The following is a 26,022-nucleotide window of genomic DNA, read 5'->3' on the forward strand; positions in this document are numbered from 1 at the left end:
GGGGGTCAGGCCGGGTCCGCGGCGGTGCGGCCCGCCCGCCAGTCGTCGGCCAGCCGGCCGCGGCCGAAGTCCCCGTCCCGGCGGCCGAGCGCGGCCACCAGCAGGCGCACCACGGCGCCGCCGGACTCGCCGTTGGTCAGCGCGACGAAGCCGGTGCCGCCCGCGACGCGGCTGATCGACATGTTCCAGTAGCCGATCGGCTCGCCGCCGTGGCCGAACTCCAGGTCCGCGCCGGTGTCGTCGACGATGGAGCCGAGGCCGTAGAAGGCGCCCGGGTGCGGCACCAGCATCTGGCGCGCCGACTCCGTCCCGATGAGGACGGACTCCTCGCCGCGGTGCGCCCTGCGGATCTCCCGGGCGATCTTGGTGAGGTCCTCGGCGGTGGTCCACAGCCCCGCCGCCGCCACCTCCAGCCGGACCCGCCAGCCGCCCTCGATCGGGCTGCCGTCGGGCGCGTGCCCCACCGCCACGGCCCGGCCGGACGTCTCCGGGAAGCGCTGGTGGTAGCTGCTGGCATCCATGCCCAGCGGGCCGAGCACCAGCGTGTCCATCAGCTCGGTGAAGGGCAGGCCGGTGACGTCCTCCATCACCTGCTGGAGCACCGACCAGTTGACGTTGGCCTTCCGGTACACGGCGCCGGGCGCGCCCGCCGCGCGGATCGGCGGCGTGGTCACCGGCGGCCGCCCGCACAGCAGGTCGAGCAGCGCCGGGACGGGCTCGTCGCGCCGGTAGCCCTTGTTGGGGGCGAGGCTCAGCCCCGAGGTGTTGCCCAGCAGGTGCCGCACGGTGATCACGGGCGGCGGCGAGCCGTCCTCGGCGCCGGGAACCTGCCAGGACGTCAGGTACCGGTTGACGTCCTCGTCGAGGTCGAGGCGGCCCTGTTCGACCAGGGTGAGCGCCCCGAGGGCGGTCACGTGCTTGCTGATGGAGCCTGCCTGGAAGAGCGTGTCCGGGGTGACCGGGTCCGTCCCGCCCGCGGCGAGGACACCGTGCGCGTGGAGTTCGGCGGGCTCGCCGTCGCGGAGGATCGCGATGCTGACGCCCGGCACGTGCTCGTCCTTCATGGTGGCCAGCAGGCCGGGCACCGGCTCGGCCGCGGCGCGCCGTGGCTTGGCGGACGGTGCCGTCGCGGGACGTTCGACGAGTTCGGCGACCCTGGTCAGGTGCTCCACGGCGAGGCGGGTGACCGCGACCTCGTCCAGCTCGGCGGCCGGGTAGGTCCAGCGGACGCGGAGCCGTCCGGCGCGGACGCCCGCGTCGATCTCCAGCGGGCGCGGACGTGCCGGAGCGCCGTGCTGCACCGGCCGGGTGTCGCGGGCGACGGCGCGCAGACCGACCTGGGGCTCGGGCAGAGCGGCCAGTTCGGCGGCGATGTCGCCGCCGGGATCGAGGCGGAGGAGTCCGTACCCGATGCCCTGGTCCGGGATCGCGCCGAGCTGGCCCCGGACGGACCTGAGCGCCGAGGCGGGCTCGCGTTTCGACGGCAGCCAGAGCTGCACCGGATGGCGGTGCGCGAAGAGGCCCACGGCACGGCCGAGACCGGACCGGCCGTCGTCCTCCACGTCGATCAGCACCCGGTCGCCGCCCGCCCAGCGGGTGAGCACGAGCCCGAGGGCCGTCAGCAGGACCTCCGTCGCGCCGTCGCCGGGAAGCGCGGCGGTGAGGTCGGGGGGCAGCTCGACCTCGACCGTGCCTCGTTCACCCGTCCCGTCGCCGCCCAGCGGGAGCGGCGCGGCGGGCGCCCGGTTGAGCCACAGGTGGGCCTGGGCCTCGATCTCCTCGGACCCGGCCTGCTCGGCCAGCCCGCGCGCCCACTCCGCGAAGGACTCCGCGGCGGGCAGCTCCGGCGCCTCCCCCGCGGCCAGCGCCCGGACGGCTGTCTCCAGGTCGGCCGCGACGATCGCGACGGACGCCTCGTCGGCCAGCAGCGGATCGACGCGCAGGACGATCCGGCGCCCATCGGCCTCGGCGCTCAGCACGGCGCCGTCCATCGCCTCCTCGACGGTCGCCACGCGCGCCGTGCCCGTTTCGGCGTCCAGGCGGAGCCGGAGCGCGTCGTGGTGGCCGATCACCGCGCGCAGCGCCCGGTCGAGAACTTCGGGTTGGACGGCGTCGTCCAGCGTGAGATGGGCCTCGTGGGCGTGGCCGCTCCCCTGGGCCGACGTGCGGTCGAGCAGCGTCCGCTGGAACGGGGTGAGCGGCACCGTCGGCGCGGGTTCCGCGGGCTCCGCGGCGGCGGTGTCCTCGTCGATCGCGGCGGCGAGGTCCTCCAGCGTCTCGTGCTGGTACATCCGCCACACCGACACGGTGAGCCCGGCGCGGCGCGCGGCCGCCAGCACCTGGATCATCAGGATCGAGTGCCCGCCCAGGTCGAGGAACTTGTCGTGCACCCCGACCTGCGGGACGTTCAGCACCCGGGACCAGATGTCGGCTAGGATCCGCTCGGTCTTGGTGCGCGGCGCGACGAACGCGTGCCCGGCCCCCATCGCCGACCGGTCCGGGTCGGGCAGCGCGGAGCGGTCGAGCTTGCCGTTGGCGTTGAGCGGGATCTCGTCCAGCCGGACGAAGGCGGCCGGGACCATGTACTCCGGCAGCCGCTGCGCGCAGTACTCGTCCAGCCCGTCCAGGTTGCGGCCGGCGACGTAGTAGCCCACCAGGAGCGTGTTGTCCGGGGTGGGACGGAACGTGGTCACGGCGGCGTCCCGGATCGCCTCGTGCCCGGCCAGCACGGACCGGATCTCGCCTGGTTCGACGCGGTAGCCGCGGATCTTGACCTGGTCGTCCACCCGGCCGATGAACTCCACGTTGCCGTCGGGCGCGCGCCGCACCAGGTCACCTGTGCGGTAGAGCCGCGTCCCCGGGTTCCCGAACGGGTCGGGGACGAACCGGTCGGCGGTCAACTCCGGGCGGCCCGCATACCCGCGCGCCACTCCGACGCCTCCGACGTACAGTTCGCCGACCACGCCCACCGGGACCGGACGCATGCCTCCGTCCAGCACGTACATCGTCATGTTCGGCAGCGGCGACCCGATCGGCACGACGTCCCAGCCGCCGCGCCCGTCGACGGGGAACACGCAGGTGCCCACGGTCGCCTCGGTCGGGCCGTACTCGTTGATCAGGCGGCCGGGGCCGAGGATGTCCGCGGCGTCGCCCGCCGCCTCCCCGGCGAACGCCTCCCCCGCGACCAGCACCACTTCGGCCAGCCGTCCGGCCTGCTCGGTGTTGAGCTGCTGGGCCAGGATCCGCAGATGGCCGGGAGTGAGCTTGATGAAGCTGAACGGGCCCGCGTCGGCGAGCGCGGGGCCCAGGTCGGCCGGGTCCAGGTCCTGCGGGAAGATGCGGACGGGCTGCCCGCAGACCAGCGGGGCCCACAGGTTGGGCACCGGCAGATCGAACGCCACCGAAGAGAACAACGCTCCGCCGCCGGAACCGCGCGAGGCCAGCGAGTCGGCCGCCCACCGCACATGGTTCACCAGACCTCGGTGGGTCACCTGCACACCCTTCGGACGGCCCGTCGAGCCCGAGGTGAAGATGACGTAGGCGAGACTCTCCAGGTCTACTGCTACGTCGAGCGGCGCATCGTCCAGATCGGCCAGTGCTTCCCAATCCACCGTGGAGACCGTCAGTTCGGCACCGGCATCGGCCAGCATCGACGCCACCCGCTCGGCCGGATACGACGGGTCGACCGGAACGTAGGCGGCGCCCGCCTTCCACACGCCCAGCAGCACCGCCACCAGGTCCGCGCCGCGATCCAGTTGCACACCGACCGCAGACTCCGGGCCCACGCCCAAGCTCTGGAGGTGGCGGGCGAACCGGTTCGCGCGGGCGTCCAGCTCCGCATAGGTGAGGGAGCCTTCGCCCCACACCAGCGCCGCCGCGTCAGGCGTCTGTGACGCCTGCTCCTCGAACAGCTCGCGGACCGACGTCGACGGCACCGGCGCCGACGTCTGGTTCCAGCCCGACACCAGCAGCTCGCGCTCGCCTTCGGGCAGGTAGACGGCCTGCGCGTCGCCCTCGGGGTCGGCGGCCATCGACTCCAGCACCGTCCGGTACATGGTCACGAGACGGTCGGCGTTCTCCCGGCTCAGCGCGCGGGTGTCCGTGGTGAGCACCAGATATCCGGAGACGGCGGCGACCGCCAGCGCGAACTCGGTGGCGCCCTCGCCCTGGCTCGACTCGACGTCCACGACCTCGGTGTCGACCTGGTGGAAGTCCTGGTAGCTGAAACGGACGTCGACGAGCCGGTCGCCGCCCGCGAGCCGCTGGATCTCCGGCATGGGGAAGCGGCGCCGCGGCCAGACCTCCGCCTCGCGGGCGAAGGTCCGCTCCACCAGCTCCCGCCAGGTGCGGGCGCCGCGCTCGTGGACGAACGGCAGCGTGTTGAGGTACATCCCGTACACGCGGTCGGCCCCCAGCGCCTCCGGCCGCGCGCTGCAGACCAGGCCGGTGAAGAACGACTCCTCGCCCGTCAGCATGCTCAGGACCTTCAGATGCGCCGACAGCAGCACGGTCTTCAGGGACGCCCGCGACCTGGCCGCCAGGCCGCGCAACCCGGATTCCAGGTCGCGCAGCGGGACGCCGGCGCGGTACTTCTCGCGCGGTGCGCCCGTGCCGTCCGCCCACGCCTCGGGCAGGGCGAGCCGCGCGTGCCGGTCGAGGACGCCGCGCCAGTAGCCCCGGTCCTCTTCGGACGCGATGGAACGGCGCTCCGCCGCGATGAAGTCGGCGTACCGCACGGACGGGCGCTCGACCGGCTCCGGCTCGGCCCCGTCCCGGAACCGCCGGTAGACGTCCAGCAGCTCCATCAGCATCGACCGGTGGCTCCAGCCCTCGGTGATCGCGTGGCACACGGTCACCGTCAGCCACCAGGCGTCGTCGCTCTCCAGGTGGACGGCCATCCGCAGCAGCGAGGACTCGTCCAGCTCGAACAGGCTCGCCCGCTCCGCCGCGACGAACTCGCGGAGTTCCGCCTCCGCGTCCCGCCCGCGCAGATCGTGCGCGGACACGCCGATCTCGGCGGACGCGTGCACCAGCTGCATCGGCACCGAGAAGGCGTCCAGGTCGAACGAGGTCCGCAGCATCTCGTGGCGTTCCGCCACCACCGCGACGGCCCGGCGGAACGCCTCCGCCGAGAACGGCGCCTCGTCGCGGATCCGGAACGAGGAGACGTTGTGGTAGGCGTGCAACTCGTTGTCGGCGAGCATCTCGACCAGCATGCCGAGCTGCACCTGCGACATCGGGTAGGCGTCGGCGACGCCGTCCGGAAGCGCCGCCCGGTCCGCCGCGGAGATCTGCTCGAACGGCTCGACCGGCCGCTCCACCTCGGGCCGCGCGGGGCGCCCGGTCAGGTACTCGGACAGCGCGGCGACGGTGCGGTGCACGAACACGTCCCGCACCGCGACGTCGAACCCGGCGGCGCGCAGCGCGCCGACGAGCGCGACCGCCCTGATGGAATGGCCGCCGATCTCGAAGAACCCGTCGTGGACGCCGACGCGTTCCAGACCGAGCACCTGCGTCCAGACTTCGGCGATCTGCGCCTCGGTCACCGTCCGGGGCGCGGTGAAGCGGTCGTCCTCGGCGTCGGCCGGGTCGGGGAGCGCGGAGCGGTCGAGTTTGCCGTTGGCGTTGAGCGGGATCTCCTCCAGCCGGACCAGCACCGCCGGGACCATGTACTCCGGCAGCCGCTGTGCGCAGTACTCGGCCAGATCCGGGACGTCGTGGTCGGCGGTGTAGTAGCCCACCAGGCGCTCAGCCTCCGCGACCACCGCAGCGTCACCGACCGCCTCGTGCCCGGCCAGCACGGCCCGGATCTCGCCGGGTTCGACGCGATAGCCGCGGATCTTGACCTGGTCGTCCACCCGCCCAACGAACTCCACATTCCCGTCGAGCGCACGGCGCACCAGATCACCCGTGCGATACAGCCGCGATCCCGGGTCTCCGAACGGGTCGGGGACGAACCGGTCGGCGGTCAACTCCGGACGGCCCGCATACCCGCGCGCCACTCCGACGCCGCCGACGTACAGCTCACCGACCACACCGACAGGGACCGGACGCATGCCGCCGTCCAGCACATACATCGTCATGTTCGGCAACGGCGACCCGATCGGGACCACATCCCAGTCGGCATCGTCCGGGACAGGGAAGGTGCAGGTGCCCACGGTCGCCTCGGTCGGGCCGTACTCGTTGACGATCGGGCCGGTGAACCCCAGCTCCCGCACCCGCTCCAACGTCCGCCGCGTGAACGGCTCCCCCGCCGCCATGATCAACCCAGCCAACCCCGCAGCATCGGACAGCCGCTCAGTCACCACGTCCAGCTGACCCGGGGTCAGCTTCACGAAGCTGAACGGACCGGCCTCGGCGAGCGCGGAGCCCAGATCAGCAAGGTCCAGGTCTTGCGGGAAGATGCGGACCGGCTGGCCGCAGACCAGCGGGGCCCACAGGTTGGGCACCGGCAGATCGAACGCCACCGAGGAGAACAGGGCCCCACCACCAGAACCGCGCGAGGCCAGCTCATCGGCCGCCCACCGCACATGGTTCACCAGACCCCGATGGGTCACCTGCACGCCCTTCGGACGACCCGTCGACCCAGAGGTGAAGATGACGTACGCCAGACCCTCTGAGTCCACTGCTATGTCGAGCGGCCCGTCATTCAGATCGGACAGGGCCTCCCAGTCCACGGAGGACACCGTCACCTCGGCGCCCGCGTCGGACAGCATCGACGCCGCACGCTCGGCCGGATAGGTCGGGTCGAGGGGTACGTAGGCGGCGCCCGCCTTCCACACGCCCAGCAACACCGCCACCAGATCCGGACCGCGATCCAACTGCACACCCACCGCGGACTCCGGACCCACACCCAAACCCTGGAGGTGGCGGGCGAAACGGTTCGCGCGGGCGTCCAGCTCCGCATACGTCAGCGAGCCCTCGCCCCACACCACCGCCGCCGCGCCAGGCGTCCGTGACGCCTGCTCCTCGAACAGGTCGCGCACCGACACCTGCGGCACCGGCGCCGACGTCTGGTTCCAGCCCGACACCAGCAGGTCGCGTTCGCCCTCGGGCAGGTAGGCGGCCTGCGCGTCGCCGCCGGGGTCGGCGGCCATCGACTCCAGGACCGTCCGGTACATCGAGGCCAGGCGGTCGGCGTTCTCGCGGGTGAGGCTGGGGGTGTTGCAGGACAGGATGAGGTAGCCGACCCGGGCGGAGAGGGCGAAGGCGAACTCGGTCGGGCTCTCGTCGATGCTGGCGAGGTAGTCGATGAGCTCGGTGTCGACCTGGTGGAAGTCCTGGTAGCTGAAGCTGGTCTCGACGAGCCGGTCGACGCCGGCGAGCCGCTGGATCTCCGGCATCGGGAAGCGGCGGTGCGGCCACAGCTCCACCTCGCGGGCGAACACCTGGCGCACCAGGTCCCGCCAGGTGCGGGCGCCGCGCTCGTGGGCGAACGGCAGCGTGTTGAGGTACATGCCGTACACGCGGTCGGCGCCGGTGACCTCCGGGCGCGCGTTGCAGACGAGGCCGGTGAAGAACGACTCCTCGCCCGTCAGCATGCTGAGGACCTTCAGGTGCGCCGACAGCAGGACGCTCTTGAGCGACACCTCGGTCTCGCTGGCGAAGGCGCGCAGGTCGTCCACGAGGTCGCGGAACATGACCGGGACGACGTACCCCTTGCGGGTCGCGTCCGGGCCCTCGCCCCAGCCCTGCGGCCAGGCGAATCGGGCGTGGTCGCGGACGATCCCCGTCCAGTACGAGCGGTCCTCGTCCGACCGGAGCGCCTCCTGTTCGGCGGCGATGAAGTCCGCGTACCGGACCGGCGGGGCGTCGAACGGCTTGGGCTCGGCGCCGTCCCGGATCCGGCGGTAGGCGTCCAGCAGCTCCATCAGCAGGGTGTGATGGCTCCAGCCCTCCAGGATCGGGTGGCATTCGGTGGTCGACAGCCACCAGACGTCGTCGCAGGCGTAGGCGAACAGCCGCAGCAGCGGCGGGACGCCGAGGTCGAACAGGTCGGCGCGGTTCCGGACGGTGTAGTCGTGCAGGGCCCGCCGCTGCTCCTCCTCGTCCCGGCCGCGCAGGTCCGCCATGCCGAGCGACATCTCCGCGCCGGCGTGGACGAGCTGGAGCGGCTCGGAATAGGACTCCAGGTCGAAGGAGGTCCGCAGCACGTCGTGCCGCTCCACGACGAGCGCGACGGCGCGCCGGAAGGCGTCCATGTCGAACGGCGCGTCGTCGCGGATCCGGAACGACGTCACGTTGTGGTACTTGTTCGTGCCGTCCCCGGACAGCATTTCGACGATCATGCCGAGCTGGACGCGCGACAGCGGATAGGCGTCGACGACGCCGTCCGGGAGCGCGGCCCGGTCCGCTTCGGAGATCTGCTCGAACGGCGCGACCGCGGCCACCTGCCCGGTACCGGCGCCGGCGCCGTCTTGCGACCCGTTCTCGGTGAGGTCCAGTGCCTCGCACAGGGCGGCGACGGTGCGGTGGTCGAAGATGTCGCGGACCGTGACGGGGAAGCCCGCCTCCTTCAGCGCGCCGACGAGCGCGACCGCGCGGATGGAGTCGCCGCCGAGGTCGAAGAAGCCGTCGTGGACGCCGGCGCCGTCCACGCCGAGCACCTCGGCCCAGATCGCGGCGACCCGCTCCTCGGCCGGGGTGCGCGGGGCCACGAACTCGCGTCCCGACCCGAGCGCGGCGCGGTCCGGGGCGGGCAGCGCCGCCCGGTCCACCTTCCCGTTGGCGGTCAGCGGGATCGCGCCGATCGGCACGTAGGCGGCGGGGACCATGTAGTCGGGCAGCACCGCCGCGCAGTGCGCGTCGAGGTCGGCGCGGGACGGCAGGTCGCCGACGGCGGGCACGCAGTAGGCCACCAGCCGGGCGCCGCCCTCGGCGCCGCTGTCGTCGGTGACGACGACGGCGTCGCGCAGGCCGGGGTGGCGGGCCAGCACGGAGCGGATCTCGCCCAGCTCGATCCGGTAGCCGCGGATCTTGACCTGGTCGTCCACCCGGCCGGCGAACTCCACGTCGCCGGCGGCGGTGGCGCGGCCGAGGTCGCCGGTGCGGTACAGCCGCGCTCCGGGCGGCCCGAACGGGTCGGGTACGTAGCGTTCGGCGGTCAGGTCCGGGCGGTTCACGTAGCCGCGGGTGACGCCGGCGCCGCCGATGTAGATCTCGCCGACGACCCCGGCGGGCACCGGCTGCATCAGCGCGTCCAGCACGTACATCGTCGTCGCCGGGATGGGGCGGCCGATCGAGACCAGCTCGGCGCGGGCGCCGCCGGTGACCTCAAGCCCGGAGTTGCCGACCGTGATCTCGGTCGGGCCGTACTCGGCGGCGAGCCGGGTGCCGTCCGGGCCCGCCAGCTCCCGCCACCGGTCGGCGAGCCGGGCGGTGAACGCGTCGCCCGCCGCGATCGCCAGGCCCGCGAGCCCGGCCAGCCGCTCGGCGTCGAGTTGCTCGGTGAGCAGCGCGAGGTGGCCGGGGGTGACCTTGACGAACGCGTACGGCGCCCGCTCCGCCAGCAGCTCGCCCAGCCGGGTGATCTCGAACTCCTGCGGCAGCAGGTGCACGGGCTGCCCGGTCATGAGCGGCGTGTAGAGGTCCGGGACGCCGAGGTCGAAGGCGATCGAGGAGAACAGCGGCGCCCCGCCGGACCCGGCGGAGGCGTACGCGTCGACCGTCCAGTCGAGGTAGCCGGACAGGCCCCGGTGCGGGACGAGCACGCCCTTGGGACGTCCCGTCGAGCCGGACGTGTAGATGACGTAGGCGAGGGTGTCGAGGTCGGCGGCGGGCTCCACCGGCTCGTCGTCGGCGGCGCCGTCCAGGCCGCCGCGGTCGATCAGGAGGCGGTCGCCGCTGTGGACGCCGTCCAGGAGGGACACGTGCCGCGCCTCGGTCACCACCAGCCGGGCGCCGGTGTCGCCGAGGATGTAGCCGAGCCGGTCGGCCGGGTAGGACGGGTCGAGCGGAACGTAGGCGCCGCCCGCCCGCCAGATGCCGAGCAGGCACGCCACCATGTCGGGGCCGCGGTCCAGCAGCACCCCGACCAGGGTCTCGGCACCGACGCCGAGGCTGCGCAGCCGCCGCGCGAACAGGTCGGCCCGCGCGTCCAGGTCCACGAACGTGGTCTCGCCGTCCCTGGTCGTCACGGCGACCGCGTCCGGGGTCCGCGCCGCCCATTCGGCGATCACGTGATGGACGGGACGCGGCGGCGCGGCCGGTTCCGGGCCCGCACCGGCGGCGAGCAGCCCGTCGCGCTCGGCTGCCGGCAGCAGATCGACGGTCGAGACCCGCGAGTCCGGGTCCGCGACGACGTTTTCCAGCAGCCGGACCAGGTGCCCGGTGAGGCGCCGCGCGGTCTCCGCGTCGAACAGCGCGGTCGCGTACTCCAGGCGGCCGCTCATGGCGCCGTCCGGATCGTCCTCGATCTGGAGCGTCAGGTCGAACCGGGCGGTGCGGGCCGCCGCCTCGACCGCCGTGACCTCGATCCCCGGCAGGTCGAACAGCGCGGCCCGCGGCTCGACCAGGTCGAACACGACCTGGAACAGCGGCGTGCGGGACAGGTCGCGCTCGGGTTGCAGCTCGTCCACCAGGCGGGCGAACGGGACGTCCTGGTGGTCGAAGGCGTCGAGCGTCGTCGTCCGGCCGCGGGCCAGCAGCTCGGCGAAGGTCGGGTCGCCGTCCCAGCGGGCCCGCAGCACCAGGCTGTTGATGCCGTAGCCGATGAGCCGCTGCAGCTCGGGCCGCTCCCGCCCGGACACGGCCGTGCCGACGGCGACGTCCTTGGTCCCGGTGTAGCGGGCGAGGAGGAGCTGGAAGCCGGTGAGCAGCACCACGAACGGGGTCACGCCATGCCGCGCCGCCAGATCGCGCACGCCTTCGGCGAGCCCGGCCGGGAAGTCGAAGGTGACCAGCTCGCCCGCGCGGTCGCGGACGGCCGAGCGCGGCCGGTCGGTCGGCAACTCAAGCGGGTTCAGGCCCGCCAGCCGGTCGCGCCAATACCCGAGGTGCCGCTCCAGGGTCTGCCCCGACATCCGGGCGCGCTCCCACGCGGCGAAGTCGGCGTACTGGACGGGCAGCGGTTCGAGCGACGGCTCGCGTCCCGCGGCGAACGCCCCGTACGCCGCGCTCAGCTCCGCGGCGAGCAGGCCCGTCGACCAGGCGTCGCAGGCGATGTGGTGGAACGCCATGACCAGCAGGTGATCGTCGGCGGCGAGCCGCACCAGCCGGGCCCTGGCGGGCCACTGCCGCTCCAGGTCGAACCCGGTGGCCGCCTCCCGCTCGGCCAGCGCGAACGCCTCGTCCCACCGTCCGTCCTCGGGGACGGAGGAGAGGTCGGTCAGCGGCACGTCCACGTCCGCGGCCGGATCGATCACCTGCACTGGCTCGTCCCCGGCCATCGCATAGCGGGTGCGCAGCACCTCGTGCCGGCCGACGACCGTGTTCCATGCCTGGGCGAACGCGGCGGCGTCCAGCGGGCCGCGCAGCCGCAGCACCATCGGGACGAGGTACTCCGTGCCGTCCGGGTCGAGCCGGTTGAGGAACCACATCTGCTGCTGCCCGAACGACAGCGGCAGCCGGCCCGAGCGGTCCGCAGGTTCGATCACCTGGCGGCGGCCGCCGCCGCCCTGCCCCCGGCCCGCGAGCCGCCTGCGCAGCAGCTCCGCCCGGAGCCGCGCGGGGTCCGACGTCACGATCTCGCCCGTGCTCATGCCTCTCCCTCGATGTCCGCCGCCAGCGCGGCGTCCGGCAGCGCGTCGATCTCCGCCCTGATCTGCTCCTCGATCGCCGCGGCCTGGCCGGCGACGGTCGGCCGCTCGAAGATCGTCCGGACCCGCAGCTCGATCTCGAAGGCCTCCTGCAACTTCGAGATCAGCCGGATGGCCAGGATCGAGTTCCCGCCGATCTGGAAGAAGTTGTGATCGACGCCGACCTCGGCGCCACCGCCCAGCAGGTCCGTCCACAGCTCCGCGACCCGCTCCTCGACGACGTTCCGCGGCTTCACGATCTCGGGCCCGTCCGGTCCCGCCTCGGGGTCGGGGAGGGCGGAGCGGTCGAGTTTGCCGTTGGCGTTGAGCGGGATCTCCTCCAGCCGGACCAGCACCGCCGGAACCATGTACTCCGGCAGCCGCTGCGCGCAGTACTCGGCCAGATCCGGGACGTCGTGGTCGGCGGTGTAGTAGCCCACCAGCCGCTCAGCCTCCGCGACCACCGCGGCATCGCCGACCGCCTCATGCCCGGCCAGGACAGCCCGGATCTCGCCGGGCTCGACGCGATACCCGCGGATCTTGACCTGATCGTCCACCCGCCCGACGAACTCCACGTTCCCGTCGGATGCGCGCCGCACCAGATCACCCGTGCGATACAGGCGTGTCCCCGGGTCCCCGAACGGGTCGGGCACGAACCGGTCAGCGGTCAACTCCGGACGACCCGCATACCCGCGCGCCACCCCCACACCACCGACATACAACTCACCGACCACACCGACAGGGACCGGACGCATGGCGCCGTCCAGCACATACATCGTCATGTTCGGCAACGGCGACCCGATCGGGACCACGTCCCAGTCGGCGTCCTCGGGGACCGGGAAGGTGCAGGTGCCCACGGTCGCCTCGGTCGGGCCGTACTCGTTGACGATCGGGCCGGTGAACCCCAGCTCCCGCACCCGCTCCAACGTCCGCCGCGTGAACGGCTCCCCCGCCGCCATGATCAACCCAGCCAACCCCGCCGCATCGGACAGCCGCTCAGTCACCACATCCAGCTGACCCGGGGTCATCTTCACGAAGCTGAACGGAGCCGCCTCCATCAGCGCCCGGCCCAGATCAGCAAGGTCCAGGTCCTGCGGGAAGGTCCGAACCGGCTGGCCGCAGACCAGCGGGGCCCACAGGTTGGGCACCGGCAGATCGAACGCCACCGAAGAGAACAGGGCCCCACCGCCGGAACCGCGCGAGGCCAGCTCATCGGCCGCCCACCGCACATGGTTCACCAGACCCCGATGAGTCACCTGCACACCCTTCGGACGACCCGTCGACCCAGAAGTGAAGATGACGTACGCCAAGTTGTCCAGGTCCACCGCCACGTCCAGCGGCCCATCGTCCAGACCGGACAGGGCCTCCCAATCCACTGTGGAAACCGTCACGTCGGCGCCCGCGTCGGACAGCATCGACGCCGCGCGCTCAGCCGGATACGACGGGTCCAGCGGGACGTAGGCCGCGCCCGCCTTCCACACGCCCAGCAACACCGCGACCAAATCCGGACCGCGATCCAGTTGCACGCCGACCGCAGACTCCGGACCCACAGCCAAACCCTGGAGGTGGCGGGCGAAACGGTTCGCTCGCGCGTCCAGCTCCGCATACGTCAGCGAGCCCTCGTCCCACACCACCGCCGCCGCGTCAGGCGTTTGTGACGCCTGCTGCTCGAACAGGTCGCGCACCGACACCTGCGGCACCGGCGCCGACGTCTGGTTCCAGCCCGACAGCAGTTGCTCGCGCTCGTCGGTGGCGAGGAAGTTCACGGCGTCCACCAGGACGTCGGGGTCGGTGGCGAGGGCGTCCAGCAGGCGGACGAAATGGCGGCCGAGGCGCTCGACCGTGGCGGGGTCGAACAGGGCGGTGGCGTATTCGAAGGCCCCCACCAGGGAGCCGTCGGGGCGGCGGCGCATGAAGAGGGTGAGGTCGGTCTTGGCGACGTGCCAGCTCTCCTGGTAGGTGTCCAGGTCGGTCAGGTCGGCGCCGCCGCTGGTGAGCCGCTCGTCGTGCAGGTCGAAGGCGACCTGGTAGAGCGGCGTGCGGGACAGGTCGCGCTCGGGCTGCAGCTCGTCCACGAGGTGCTCGAACGGGAGCTCCTGGTGGGCGAAGGCCGCCAGGCACGTGGCGCGGGTGCGGGCGAGGACCTCGCGGAAGGACGGGCCGCCCGCGAGGTCGCAGCGCAGGACGAGGGAGTTGAGGAAGAATCCCGCCGTCTCCTGCACCTCGGGCTGGCTCCGCCCGGCGACGGGGGTGCCGATCGCGACGTCCCGCTGGCCCGCGTACCGGCCCATCAGGACGGAGAAGGCCGACAGCAGCGTCATGAACGGGGTGGTCCCGGCGGAGCGGCCGAGCGCGTCGAGGGCGCCGGCGAGCGGGGCCGGGACGGTGAAGGGCATGACGGCGCCGTGCGCGTCGCGTTCGGCGGGGCGCGGGCGGTCGGCGGGGAGCCGCAGGGGTGGGAGGTCGGCGAGCGCCGTCCGCCAGAACGCGAGGGCGCGTTCGAGCCGTTCGGGTGACAGCCAGTCGCGCTGCCAGGCGGCGAAGTCGGCGTACTGGACGGACGGCCGCGCCCGCTCAGGTGTGCCGCCGGCCGCGCGGGCGGCGTACAGCTCACGGACGTCGCGTTCCAGCAGCGCCGCCGTCCAGCCGTCGCAGGCGATGTGGTGGATCGTCAGGAGCAGCAGCGGCGGTTCGCCGTCGGGGCGTGCCAGAACGGCGCGCCAGACGGGGCCCGTCTCCAGGTCGATGCCGCGGTCGAACTCGGTCCGGAAGATCTTGGCGAGGCCGGCGCGGTCGGTGTCGAGGACGGTCAGGTCGGGTTCGGTCTCCGCGTCGACGATCTGCCGCGGCTCGCCCGCCTCCTCGGTGTAGCGGGTCCGGAGGATCTCGTGCCGGTCGGCGAGGTCCGCCAGGGCGCGGCGGAGGGCGTCGGGGTCGGTGCCGGGGTCGAGGCGGATGAAGACCGGCGCGAGCCATTCCGGGCTGCCGGGGCGCATCCGGTCCAGGAACCACAGTCTGCGCTGCCCGAACGAGACGGGCAGTGTCCCGCCGGCGGGACGCGGCACGGCCTGGACGGGCGGCGGCTCGTCCCCGGCGCCGGACAGCAGGCGCGCCTGCTCGGCGACGGTCGGGGCGCCGAACAGGCCGCGCAGCCGGTCCCGGCCGCCGAGCGCGGTGCGCAGCCGGCCGGCGAGCCGGGTGAGGATCAGCGAGGTGCCGCCGAGCTGGAAGAAGTCGTCGTGCACGCCGACCCGGTCGACCTTGAGGATCTCGGACCAGGTCTGCGCGATGAGCTCCTCGGCGGGGTCGCGGGGGGCGACGTAGGGCGGCCGGCCGGGGTCCTCGGTCAGGTCGGGGGCGCGCAGCGCGCCGCGGTCCACCTTGCCGTTCGCGGTCAGCGGGAGGGCGTCCAGGCGGACGAACACGGAGGGGACGAACTGCTCGGGCAGGCGGTCGCGCAGATGACCGCGGAGCATGTCCGCGGACGTGCCGTCCGCGCCGACCACGTAGCCGACGAGGCGGTCGGTTCCGTCGGGGGCGGCCGCCGCGGCGACCGCCGCGCCCCGCACCGCGGGGTGGGCGAGCAGCGCGGACTCGACCTCGCCGGGCTCGATCCGGACGCCGTTGACCTTGACCTGGTGGTCGAGGCGGCCGAGGTACTCCAGCGTCCCGTCGGGCCGCCACCGCACCCGGTCGCCGGTCCGGTAGAGGCGGGATCCGGGCGGCCCGTACGGGTCGGGCACGAAGCGTCCGGCGGTCAGGCCGGCCTTGCCCAGGTAGCCGCGGGCGAGGCCGGGGCCGCCCGCGAACAGCTCGCCTGGCAGGCCGGGCGGGACGGGCGAGCCGTGCGGGTCCAGCACCAGGACTCGGGTGCCGTCGATCGGGCGGCCGATGGGCACGGGCCCGGTCGGCTGCGCGGGATCGAAGCGCTGCGCGGTGACGTCGATCGAGCATTCGGTCGGGCCGTAGGTGTTCCAGATCTCCACGCCGGGGACGAGCCCGCGGAACTCCTGGCACAGCTCGGCGTAGAGGGGTTCCCCGGCGGAGAACAGCAGCCGCAGCGTCCCGCACCGGTCCCAGCCGTCCTCGCGGACGAGCATCCGCAGCACGGACGGGACGACCTGCAGCACGGTGACGCCGTCCCGCGCGATCGCGCCGACCATGGCCGCCGGGTCGCGCTCGGCACCCACCGGGGCCATCACGACGGTCCCGCCGCTCACCAGCGGCGCGAAGAACTCCCAGCACGCGGCGTCGAAGCTCAGCGACGTCTTCTGCAGGACCCGGTCCCGCTCGCCGAGGCCGTGGGTGCGGACCGTCCACGCCACCCGGTTCGCGATCCCCTCATGGGTGATCACGACGCCCTTGGGGACGCCGGTCGAGCCCGAGGTGAAGACGACGTAGGCGGCGTCCGCGGGCCCCGGTCCGGCGTCCGGCGGGGTCGCGGGCAGTTCGGCGAGCATCGGGTCGGCGTCGGCGTGGACCGCCTCGGCGCCGGTTCCGGCCAGCTCGGCGGCGAGCGCCCGCTGCGTCACGACGAGCGGGCCGCCGGTCTCGGCCAGCATCCAGCGCAGCCGTTCGGCCGGGTGCCCGGGGTCGAGCGGGACGTACGCGGCGCCCGCCCGCCACACGCCGAGCAGCGCGACGGCCAGGTCGAGGCCGCGGTGCATGCGGACGCCGACCAGGGACCCGGGCCCGGCGCCGCGGGCCCGCAGCAGGTGGGCGAGCCGGTTGGCGCGGCGGTCGAGCTCGGCGTAGCCGAGGCGGTCGCGGCCGGCGGTGACGGCGACCGCCTCCGGCGACCGTCCGGCCCGCCGGGCGACCATGCCGGGAAGGAGGCGCTCGGTGTCGGGAAGCAGGCGCTCGGTCATGGGTCAGCCCGCGCTCTGCCCGGCCATGCGGCGGCGGAGGCTCAGCGGACGCAGGTCCGTCCAGATCTCGGCGATGTGCGCCAGGCACTCCTCGCGGGTGCCCTCCGTCCCTTCGGCGTGCCAGCCCTCCGGCAGCGGCCGGTCGGCCCACCACACCGAGTACTGCTCCTCGTCGTTGCGCACCACGCGGTGGAGCACGTCGTCGTTCTGCTGCTCGTCAGCCACCTGAACTCCCGTCCTTCCTTGCGATCAGCCTTGATGGGTGGCGGTCCGCGGTCGCGGCGGACCGTCCACGGGGTCCTTCCAGAGGTGGAACACCTCGCCGAAGCGGGCGCGGACCCAGTCGTCCGAGTAGACGGTGCCGAGGTAGCGGTCGCCGCCGTCCGGGAAGACCAGGACGCAGTTGGCTCCCGCCTCCAGCTCGGGGGCGAGCCTGGTCAGGGCGGCGACGGTCGCGCCGGACGAGCCGCCCGCCAGGATCGCCTCCCGGCCGATGAGCCGCCGGCACGCCGCGACGCACTCCAGGTCGGTCACGTGCACGACCCGGTCGGCGAGCTCCGGCGCGGCGAGCGCGGGCAGGATCGAGGCGCCGTGGCCCGGGATGAGCCGGGGCGCGGGCGCGCCGCCGAACAGGACGCTGCCGACGGCGTCCACGCCGACGACGGTGGTGTCCATCCCGTGTTCCCGGAGGTAGGCGGCGCAGCCGCGCAGCGTCCCGAAGGTGCTGGTGGCGCAGAACAGGTAGTCGACCCGTCCGTCCAGCGCGGCGGCGATCTCGCCCATGGTGCGCTCGTGCGCCCGCGGGTTCAGCGGGTTGGAGTACTGGTCGGGCCAGAACGCGTGCGGCGTGTTCTCGACGATCTCGCGGACCCGCCGCACGCGGACGGGGAGGTATTCGCCGGACTCAGGGTCGGGCTCGGAGACCACCTCGACGTCGACCTGGTAGGCCCGCAGGATCGCCAGGTTCTGCTCGGTCGTCTTGGCGTCCACCACGCAGATGAAACGCAGCCCGAAATAGCGGCATATCTGCGCGATGCCGATGGCCAGATTGCCGGAGCTGGACTCCACGACCACCGATCGGCCCGGCACCAGCTCGCCGGAGCGGAGCCCGCCCAGCAGCAGGCTGAGCGCGGACCGGTCCTTGATGCTGCCGCCCGGGTTGAACCGCTCGAGCTTGGCGAAGATCCGTCCGGGAAACTCGGGCAGCAGCTTCGCCAGCTCGACGAGCGGCGTGTCGCCGATCGTCGAGAGCACTCCCGCGGCCGTCACGTCGTCCACGAATTCCCTTCCCCCGGTATTTCCGTTGGCTCGAACACGCGATTCTCCCGCCACGTTTTCCCCATAATGTGAAATGCCGCTATACCGCAGCTATATATGGCTCAGGCCAGCACATTGCCGTTCTCGGCGCGCAGGGCGCGGGAGCGCCGGTGGTCCAGGTGGACGAACGTGCGGTACAGCCACCGGTCGTTGCCGTCGTAGCGGGGCGTGAAGGCGGTGCGCCCGTGGATCGCCAGCCGGTTGTCGAGCAGGGCCAGCTCCCCCGTCCGCAGCACGAGCGTCCGGGTGACCTCGGTGAACGCCTCCTGCAGCGCCGTGATCGCGGCCCGCGCGCCGTCGTCGCGGGGGTGGGTGCTGAGGAAGTCGACCCGCACGTCGGGGTCGTCCCAGGCGCCGGTCAGCACCGCGTGCGGGACGGCCGCCCCGGCCATGTCGCCGAACGAGGGCGGCGGCTCGGTCACGAACCGCTCCTCCGACAGCACCTTCCGGTCGTCGTCGGTCAGCAGCGCGGCCGCGCGGCGGATGGAGCCGACCCGCAGGCCGGCCTTGTCCTCGTGGTCGTTGCGCAGGCAGAACAGCGCGACGAAGTCGGGCCGGTGCGGGTGGAAGGCGTTCTCGATGTGCATCTCCAGCACCTCGGCGCCCGCGTTGCTCTGCGACGTCTCCCTGCCCGGCACCGGCACCACGTTCTGCACCAGCGCGCCTGACTTCTCGTTCCGGAACGCGATGATCTCCCCGAGCTGCAGGGTGAGCAGCGCCTGCACGGCGGCGGCCACGGTCGCGGTCCGCTCCACCGAGCCCGGGACGCTGGGGGTGGGCGGCAGGGACGCCGCGTCCACCGGGAGCCCCGAGATCAGCATCAGCCCGTCGGCGCCCGGATCGTTGCGGAAGTCGCGCAGCCGCTCGCGCAGCCGCCGCGGCGCCGCGCAGGACAGCGCCCTCGCCGCGTCGACCCACGCGGGCTCGTCCACCCGCCGCGGCTCGGTCCGCGTCAGCCTGTCCGCGAGGGCGCGCAGGTCGTCCCGCTCGGCCTCGGTGAGCGCCAGCCTTTCGATGTCCGTCGATGTCATGCCTGGTCCCCGTCCTCTTCCGTGGTCTTTGCGGCCGGTGGCCGCCCCCCTGGCGGATGTCGTCTCACGGTCCGGCGGCGCCCTGCCCGAGCCGGAGCAGCCCGCGCAGCTCGTCCTCGGTCATCAGGGAGACGGCGCCGACGCGGGCGCCGGGGTCGTCCACGGCGGCCCGCGCCAGCAGCAGGAAATGGTCGCCGAGCCGCTCGATCGTCTCGGGCTCGAACAAGTCGGTGTTGTAGCGGAGCACGGCGGTGAGCGAGTTCCGGCTCCGCCGGAGCTCGACGTTCAGGTCGAGCTGGCCCTCCATGTGCGCGACGTCCACGATCGACAGCCGCAGCCCGCCGTAGTCGAGTTCCGCGGCGGCGTCGTCGGCCAGCAGGTCCAGCAGCGGCTCCAGCCGGTTGGCGGTCACCATCGTGGCCGCGATCTGGAAGACCGGCGGGCGGTCCTGCACCCGCGGCAGGCCCAGCACGCCGGGCACGAGCGGGAAGGGATAGCGCGCGACGCCGACGGCGTCGCGCATCTGCCGCTGCGCCGACTCCACCGCCTGCGCGAACGTGGTGTCGGGCGTGAACGCGGCGCGCAGCGCGACGGTGTTGACCAGGTATCCGACGACGTCCCGCATCGCGCCGCCGAACCGGGTGGCGACCGGGCAGCCGATGAGGAACTCCGGCTGCCCCCCGTACCGGTGCAGCAGCGCCTGGAAGACCCCGAGGAGCTGGACGAACTGCGTGACGCCCGCGCGCTCGGCGCTCTCGCGCAGCCGCCGGTCGAGGTCGGCGGGGAAGGTCACCCGGTGGGTCGCGCCGCCGAAGGTCTGCCGCACCGGACGCGGCCGGTCGGCGGGCAGCACGGCGGCCGGGGCCCCGGCGCAGATTCGCGACCAGCGGTCCTCCAGCTCCGCCCGCTGCGGCGACGCGAGCATCCGCCGCTCGGCCGCGACATGGTCGTCGAACGACGCCTTCAGCGGCCGCCAGGCCGGGCTCCCGGTCTCGGTCAGCCCCAGGTAGGCGTCCAGGAGGTCGCGCATGATCAGCCATTGGGAGGTGCGGTCGGACACGATGTGGTGCGTGACGACGACCAGCACCGCGTCGCCTGGGGCGCGGCGCAGCAGCACCACGCGCAGCGGCGCCTCCTCGGTCAGCCGGAACGGCGCGGAGCCGGCCTCGGCGACCAGGTCGTGCAGCTCCGCGTCGTCGGCGCCGGGGACCTCCCGGACGTCCAGGGCGACCAGGTCCACCTGCCCGGCCAGGCGGACCGGGCCCGCCCCCTCGTCGGCGAACGTCGAGCGCAGCACCTCGTGGCGTCCCGCGAGCTCGGTCACCGCCCGGCGCAGGGTCGGCACGTCAAACGGCGCCGACGCGGGCGTGCGGACCCGGAAGGCCAGCGTGATGTTGTAGGCGGCGCTGTCGGGGGCCCACCGGTGGACGAACCACATGGCCTCCTGGCCGGCCGAGAGGCCGCGCTGGTCTCCCGCCATCAGCGCTGCCCCAGCTCCCCGATCAGGAAGGCCGTGATGGCGTTCACCGTGGGGTGGTCCCAGCCCAGCGTGGGCTCGACCTCGAAGCCGAACTCGTCCTCGATGTCCCCGCACAGGTTCAGCGCGTAGACCGAGTCCAGGCCCAGCTCCACGATCTGGACGTCGGGATCGACCGCGTCCGGGGCGCGTTCGGTGTAGAAGGCGACCCGCTCGATCAGCCAATCGCGGATGGTCTGCTCCGACGGGACGGTGCTCGCGTCCGGCATGTGCCGCTGCTCCTCTGGCCGGTGATGGAATCTGGTCAGCCGGCGAGACGCCGGGCGTACAGGTCGAAGGTCAGGTGGTCGTCCGCCCGGCCGAACAGCTCGGCGGCCAGGCGTGCCTCGGTGTCCTCGGGGAGCCGGGCGCGGCGGCCGAGGCGGGCCTCCAGCCGGGCGAGCGCGCCGGTGATCCAGTCGGGTCCGGCCAGGAAGCCGGTGGCGTTCCGCCGCACGCCGACGCACGCGGCGGCCCCGAGCAGGACGATGTAGCGCTCGCAGAGGTCGAAGGCGGCGCGGCCCGCGAGCGCGGTCCGGTCCCGCGCCGGGAGGTCGAGGCAGGCCCGCCGCAGCCGGTCCAGCTCGGCGACGAGGCGGGCGCCGGGCTCGGCGACGCGCGGATCCGCGTCGTCCGCCGCGACGGCGAGCATCGCGGACAGCCCGTCCGCGCCCCGCGCGTTAATCGCGAGTTGGCCGAAGTCGAGCGGGGGCAGCGCGGCGGCGGTGTCGAACAGCGCGTCCGGCGGCGGGTCGGCGCGCAGCCAGCTCCGGGCCGCGAGGCGCGGCAGCTGCGGGATGATCGTCGCCTGGCAGACCGCCGCGTTGGCGTGCGCGAACGTCACCAGCGGCAGGTCGCGCATGGTCTTCTCGAAGATCGCGTACGGGCCGTCGCGCAGGTAGGAGCGAGCGCCGACCAGCACCGACAGGGCGTAGGACGCCTCCCGCAGGATCTTGGGCACCAGGAACTTCACCGCCGCGGTCAGCACGCTGGTCTCCGCCGGGCGCAGGTGCAGCGCGCGGGCCCCGACGGTCGCCAGGGCGTCGCAGATCAGCAGGTCGACGAAGGCGCCCACCAGGGTGGAGCGGGCGTTCGGCAGGTCCGCGACCGTCCCGCCGTAGAGGACGCGGTTCCGGGCGAAGTCCGCGGCCGTGCGCAGCTGGGTGTCCAGCGCGCCGATGACCACCCCCGGCAGCACGGCCCTGGTGACCTGGAACGCCTTGAGCACGGTCTCCATCGCGCCGCCGCGCTCGCCGAGCAGGCTGTCGCCCGGCACCGGGCAGTCCGTGAACTCCACCCCGCCGAGCAGGCAGCCGCGGACGCCCACGGTCGGGAAGCGCGGCAGGTAGGTCCGGCGGTCGGCGGGCAGCGCGGTCATGTCGACCAGCAGGTGCGAGTGGCTGCGGCTGCCCGGCCCGTCGTCGGTGCGGGCGAACAGCACGACCGCGTCGGCGCGGCCCACGTTATTGACGAGCTCCTTGCGCCCGTCCACGGTGAACCCTCGGGCGGACGGCAGCGCGGTCAGCTCGTTGCGGGTGAAGTCGTTGCCGTGCGGGAGTTCGGTGTAGGCCGCCGCCGCCCGGCGGTTGCGCAGCAGCAGCCGGGCGAGCGACGCCTGCTGCTCCGGGTTCCCCGAGGTCCAGACGGGTGCGGCGGCGACGAAGTTGGTGATGCCGTAGCCCAGCCCGAGCGTGACGTCGCGGCGGAACACGGCGCGGACGGTCTCGGCCAGCCGGTCCGCCCGCTCGAACCGGCCGCCGAGCCGGCGCGGCACGAACTCGGCGTTCAGGCCGTAGGCGTCGAGGGCATCCTCCCCGGCGGCGAGGATCTCGCCCCGCTCGTCGGCGGCCAGGACGGCGGCGTGGCCCAGCGGGTTCGCCGGGTCCCGCGGATCGCCGAGGAGTGCCTCCAGCTCGCCCGGACCGGCGGCGCCGGTCGCGGGGGCGGGGGTCGCGGTGGCGTGCGTCATGGACGCTCCTCGGGCAGTCGGCAGAGCAGCGGGGAGAACAGGTGCCCCGCGCGGTACTGGGCCACCAGTTCGGGCAACAGCCGGTCGTAGACGTCGTCGGCGTTCTCAGTAGTCGGGCGGAGCCTGGCGAGGAGGCGGGTCAGGCAGGCCTCCAGCCAGAGCGCGCCGTCCCAGAGCCCGGACGTCCGCTGCTCCGCGCCCGCCCACTCGCGGTTGTGCAGCCAGAACCGCAGGCAGGCCGCGCCGGTGACGCACAGGGCGTACTCGCGGGCGAGGTCGAAGGCCGCTCCGGGGACGTTCCGCGCGGACGGCCGGTGACCCGCCATCCGCTCGTGAACATCGGCGGCGATCTCGCAGAGCCGCCGCGCCAGATCGGCCACGGCCGGGGGCGTGCCGCCGGGTAGCGCGGCCACCGCGGCGGGCAGTCCCTGGAGGAGCGAGCATCCGGCGCGAGCGACCAGTTCGAGCCGCTCCGGGTCGAAGTCCGGCGGCGGGTTCGCCGCGCCCGCCGCGGCGGCCACGCCGGACTCGTCCGCGCGGCCCCGGGCGAACCCGCGCGCCAGCACCGGGAACTGGTTGATCACGACGTTCAGGTTGACCAGCGTGTTCCCGTCGAAGATCCCGACGATGCGGTGGTCGCGCTCGACCTTCTGGAACACGCCGTTGTCGTCGTCGGTCGCGAGGAAGGCCCGCGCGCCCATCGTCTGCCCCAGGTTCGCGATCAGCGCGTCGACGCTCGTCGGCACGTGGTACTTGACCACCGCCGAGAGCACGCTCAGCTCGCCGGGCAGCGCGTGGATCGCGCGCGTCGCGACCAGGCTCAGCACCTCGGCGGTCAGCAGGTCGGTGTACGCCTCGGCGAGGGTGCGCGCCGCGTGCGGAAGGTCGGCGAGGCGGCGGCCGTACAGCTCGTGGCCGAGCGCGAAGCCGGTGCACAGCCGCAACGCCCGGTCGGCGGCGCCGAGCGACAGCGCGGCGACCAGCGTCCGGGTGAGCTGGAGCCCCTTCAGGACGGTCTCGACCCCGCTGCCGGGCGCGCCGAGCAGGTCCCCGGCGTCCACCACCGCGCCGTCGAAGCCGATGCCGCTGATGTCGGCGCCGCGCACCCCGTGCGTGCGGACCTTCGGCAGGCACCGGTAGCCGCCGGGGCCGAGCCGGCGCTTGTCCATCAGCAGCAGGCTGAACCCGCGCGGCCCGCCGCCGGGGTCGGTGCGGGCGAGCAGGCACACGACGTCGGCCCGGGTGGCGTTGTTGATCAGCCATTTCTCCCCGGCGACGCGGTAGCCGCCCGCCTCCGGGACCGCGGTGACCTCGCCCGCCAGCAGGTCGCTGCCGTGCGCCGCCTCGGTCAGCCCCCAGGAGACGACGCTGCCGCCGAGCACCTCCGCGGCGACCCGCCGGGCCTGGTCGGGTCCGGCGCCGACCCACGCCGAGACGCCGCCGAGGAACGTCTTGCCGTGCCCGATCGCGACGGTCAGGTCGCGGCGCGCCATCAGCCGGACGGCCTGGAGCGTGTCCTCGAACGTCCGGACGGCGCCGCCGTAGCGGGCGGGCACGTAGTAGGCGGCGACGCCCGCCTCGTCCAGCTCCCGGCAGATGTCGGCGGGGAACTCCTCGCGCCGGTCCAGCTCGGCGCAGCGGGCGAGGGAGAAGGCGCGGGACGCGTCGCCCGGGTCGCCGAAGCGCTCCTCCAGGCGCTCGGTCAGCGCGTACGGCTGGTACCTCATGCCGGGTTCCGCACGGGCTCGGCGGCGCGGTGCCCGGATGCGCGGTCCTCGGGTGCGCGGTACCGGTCGCGGACCGCGGCGTCCAGGTCCTCGTGGACGGTCCGCAGCCCCCCTTCGGCGAACCGCTCCCGGACGCGGAGCCGCTGGATCTTCCCGCTGGTCGTCCGGCTCACCTGGCCCACCCGGACGAGGACGAACCCCGCGACGGCCACGCCCAGCCGGGTGGCCAGCGCCGTCCTGGCCCGGCGCGCCAGCGCGGCCGGCTCGGCGGCGTCCAGCCCCCGGACCCGGACCTCCTGGACGACGACGATCTCCTCGCGCGGCGCGGGCACCGCGAACGCGCAGCTCGCCAGCCCGGCGAACGCCTCGTCGAGGCCCTCCGCCTCCCGCTCGATGTCGTGCGGGTACAGGTTGCGGCCGTGCACGATGAGCATCTCCTTGAGCCGGCCGGTGATGTACAGCTCCGGGCCCTGCCGGACGCCGAGGTCGCCGGTGCGCAGGAAGCCGCGGTCGCCGTCGGCCGTGACGGCGCCGAACGCGCGCGCTGTCTCCTCGGGCCGCATCCAGTAGCCCCGTGCCACGCTCCCGCCGCGGATCCAGACCTCGCCGACCCGCCCTTCGGGCAGCGTCCGCGCCGTCGCCGGATCGACGATCCGGACGTCCAGGTCCCGGACGTGACCGCTGCTCACCAGGCTCGCCGAACCGCCGTCCGCGGGGACGAACGCGTCCCGCCGGAGCGCCTCGGCGTCGACAGGCGTGACGACCGGGGCGGACGCGGCGGGCGCCCCGGAGACGTAGAGGGTCGCCTCGGCCAGTCCGTAGCCGGGCAAGAAGGCTTCAGGCGCGAACCCCGAGACGGCGAACCGCTCGCCGAACCGCCGCAGCGTCTCCGCCGCGACGGGCTCGGCCCCGTTGCAGGCCTGGCGCCAGCGGGACAGGTCAATCTCCGCCGCCTGCTCCGCCGTCACGCGCCGCGCGCAGAGGTCGTAAGCGAAATCGGGCGCGCAGCTGACCTGAGCGCCGGTCTGGTCCATCAGCTGGAGCCAGGTCCGGGGGCGCTTGAGGAAGTCGGTCGCGGGCATGAGCGCCGCCGTGCCGCCGAGGTAGAGCGGCATCAGCAGCATGGCGATGAGCCCCATGTCGTGGTGGACGGGCAGCCAGCTGCAAAAGCGCGTGTCCGGGTCCCAGCCGTGGCTGCGCCGCATCAGGTCCAGGTTGTGGACGAGGTTGGCGTGGGAGACCATCACGCCCTTGGGATCGCTGGTCGAGCCGGACGTGTACTGGAGGAACGCCAGGTCGTCCGGGTCGCGGGGCGGGGCGTCCCAGCCGTCCGGGTCCGCCTCCCGCGCGGTCTCGATCGCGACCGCGCCGAGCCGGGCGAGGCCCTGGTCGGCGAGCCGGGCCCGGACGTCCGGCAGCGCCGCCGCCGCGGTGAGGACCAGCGCCGGACGGGCGTCGGCCGCGACGGCCACGGTCCGGTCGACCTGGTGGCTGGTCCGCGTGGGCACGGGTACGGGCACCGGGACGAGTCCCGCGTACTGGCAGGCGAGGAACGCCTCGGCGAACGCCGGGCCCGGCGGGAACGGCAGCAGCACCCGGTCTCCCGGAGCGCACCGCTCCCGGAGCGCGACGGCGGTCGCCCGCGCCGAGCGGTCGAGCTCGCCGTAGGTGAGGACGGCTTCCGTCCGGCGCTCGCCCGCGCCGCTGAAGAAGCGGACGGCGGCGGCGCCCGGGGCACGGCCGGCGTGGCGCGAGACCACGGTCATGAGATCAGCGAGATCAGGCACGCGCGACCCTGGCCTCCCAACGGTCTCTGGCTCGTCTGGACGAGCGCTTCGATGATCAGATCGTCACGGCCG

The 26,022-nt window shown here is 73.8% G+C and carries 10 protein-coding genes; all 10 read right to left on the bottom strand.

Features of this window, described 5'->3' with window-relative positions:
- Positions 1 to 5 precede the first annotated feature (5 nt).
- A complete protein-coding gene (locus ACH35V_RS22675; RefSeq protein ID WP_395974950.1) occupies positions 6 to 11,699 on the bottom strand; it encodes an amino acid adenylation domain-containing protein in 11,694 nt (3,897 codons plus the stop codon).
- The gene (locus tag ACH35V_RS22680) at positions 11,696 to 16,603 is read right to left on the bottom strand and encodes an amino acid adenylation domain-containing protein (protein WP_395974951.1); all 4,908 of its coding nucleotides are present in this window, start codon (positions 16,601 to 16,603) and stop codon (positions 11,696 to 11,698) included. The genes ACH35V_RS22675 and ACH35V_RS22680 overlap by 4 nt, the downstream gene beginning before the upstream one ends.
- Positions 16,604 to 16,606: 3 nt before the next feature.
- Positions 16,607 to 16,828, bottom strand: a complete 222-nt coding sequence (locus ACH35V_RS22685) for an MbtH family protein (protein WP_395974952.1) — start codon at positions 16,826 to 16,828, stop codon at positions 16,607 to 16,609.
- Between the two features lie 24 nt (positions 16,829 to 16,852).
- Positions 16,853 to 17,881 (bottom strand): 2,3-diaminopropionate biosynthesis protein SbnA, encoded by a 1,029-nt coding sequence (gene sbnA, locus ACH35V_RS22690; RefSeq protein ID WP_395974953.1) that lies wholly within the window; start codon positions 17,879 to 17,881, stop codon positions 16,853 to 16,855.
- A gap of 101 nt (positions 17,882 to 17,982) precedes the next feature.
- The gene (locus ACH35V_RS22695; protein ID WP_395974954.1) at positions 17,983 to 18,951 is read right to left on the bottom strand and encodes a TauD/TfdA family dioxygenase; all 969 of its coding nucleotides are present in this window, start codon (positions 18,949 to 18,951) and stop codon (positions 17,983 to 17,985) included.
- A gap of 64 nt (positions 18,952 to 19,015) precedes the next feature.
- Positions 19,016 to 20,431, bottom strand: coding sequence for a condensation domain-containing protein (locus tag ACH35V_RS22700; protein ID WP_395974955.1), 1,416 nt, complete (start codon positions 20,429 to 20,431; stop codon positions 19,016 to 19,018).
- Positions 20,431 to 20,697, bottom strand: a complete 267-nt coding sequence (locus ACH35V_RS22705; RefSeq protein ID WP_395974956.1) for an acyl carrier protein — start codon at positions 20,695 to 20,697, stop codon at positions 20,431 to 20,433. Before ACH35V_RS22705 ends, ACH35V_RS22700 begins: the two co-directional genes overlap by 1 nt.
- Before the next feature lie 35 nt (positions 20,698 to 20,732).
- On the bottom strand, positions 20,733 to 22,436 hold the full coding sequence (locus ACH35V_RS22710; protein ID WP_395974957.1) for an acyl-CoA dehydrogenase: 1,704 nt from the start codon (positions 22,434 to 22,436) through the stop codon (positions 20,733 to 20,735).
- Entirely contained in the window at positions 22,433 to 24,163 is a 1,731-nt protein-coding gene (locus ACH35V_RS22715; RefSeq protein WP_395974958.1) for an acyl-CoA dehydrogenase family protein, read from the bottom strand. The genes ACH35V_RS22710 and ACH35V_RS22715 overlap by 4 nt, the downstream gene beginning before the upstream one ends.
- A complete protein-coding gene (locus tag ACH35V_RS22720) occupies positions 24,160 to 25,929 on the bottom strand; it encodes a fatty acyl-AMP ligase (RefSeq protein WP_395974959.1) in 1,770 nt (589 codons plus the stop codon). The genes ACH35V_RS22715 and ACH35V_RS22720 overlap by 4 nt, the downstream gene beginning before the upstream one ends.
- Between the last annotated feature and the right edge of the window lie 93 nt (positions 25,930 to 26,022).

The organism is Actinomadura sp. 1N219, from assembly GCF_044326405.1.
In the GTDB taxonomy this organism is placed as follows: domain Bacteria; phylum Actinomycetota; class Actinomycetes; order Streptosporangiales; family Streptosporangiaceae; genus Spirillospora.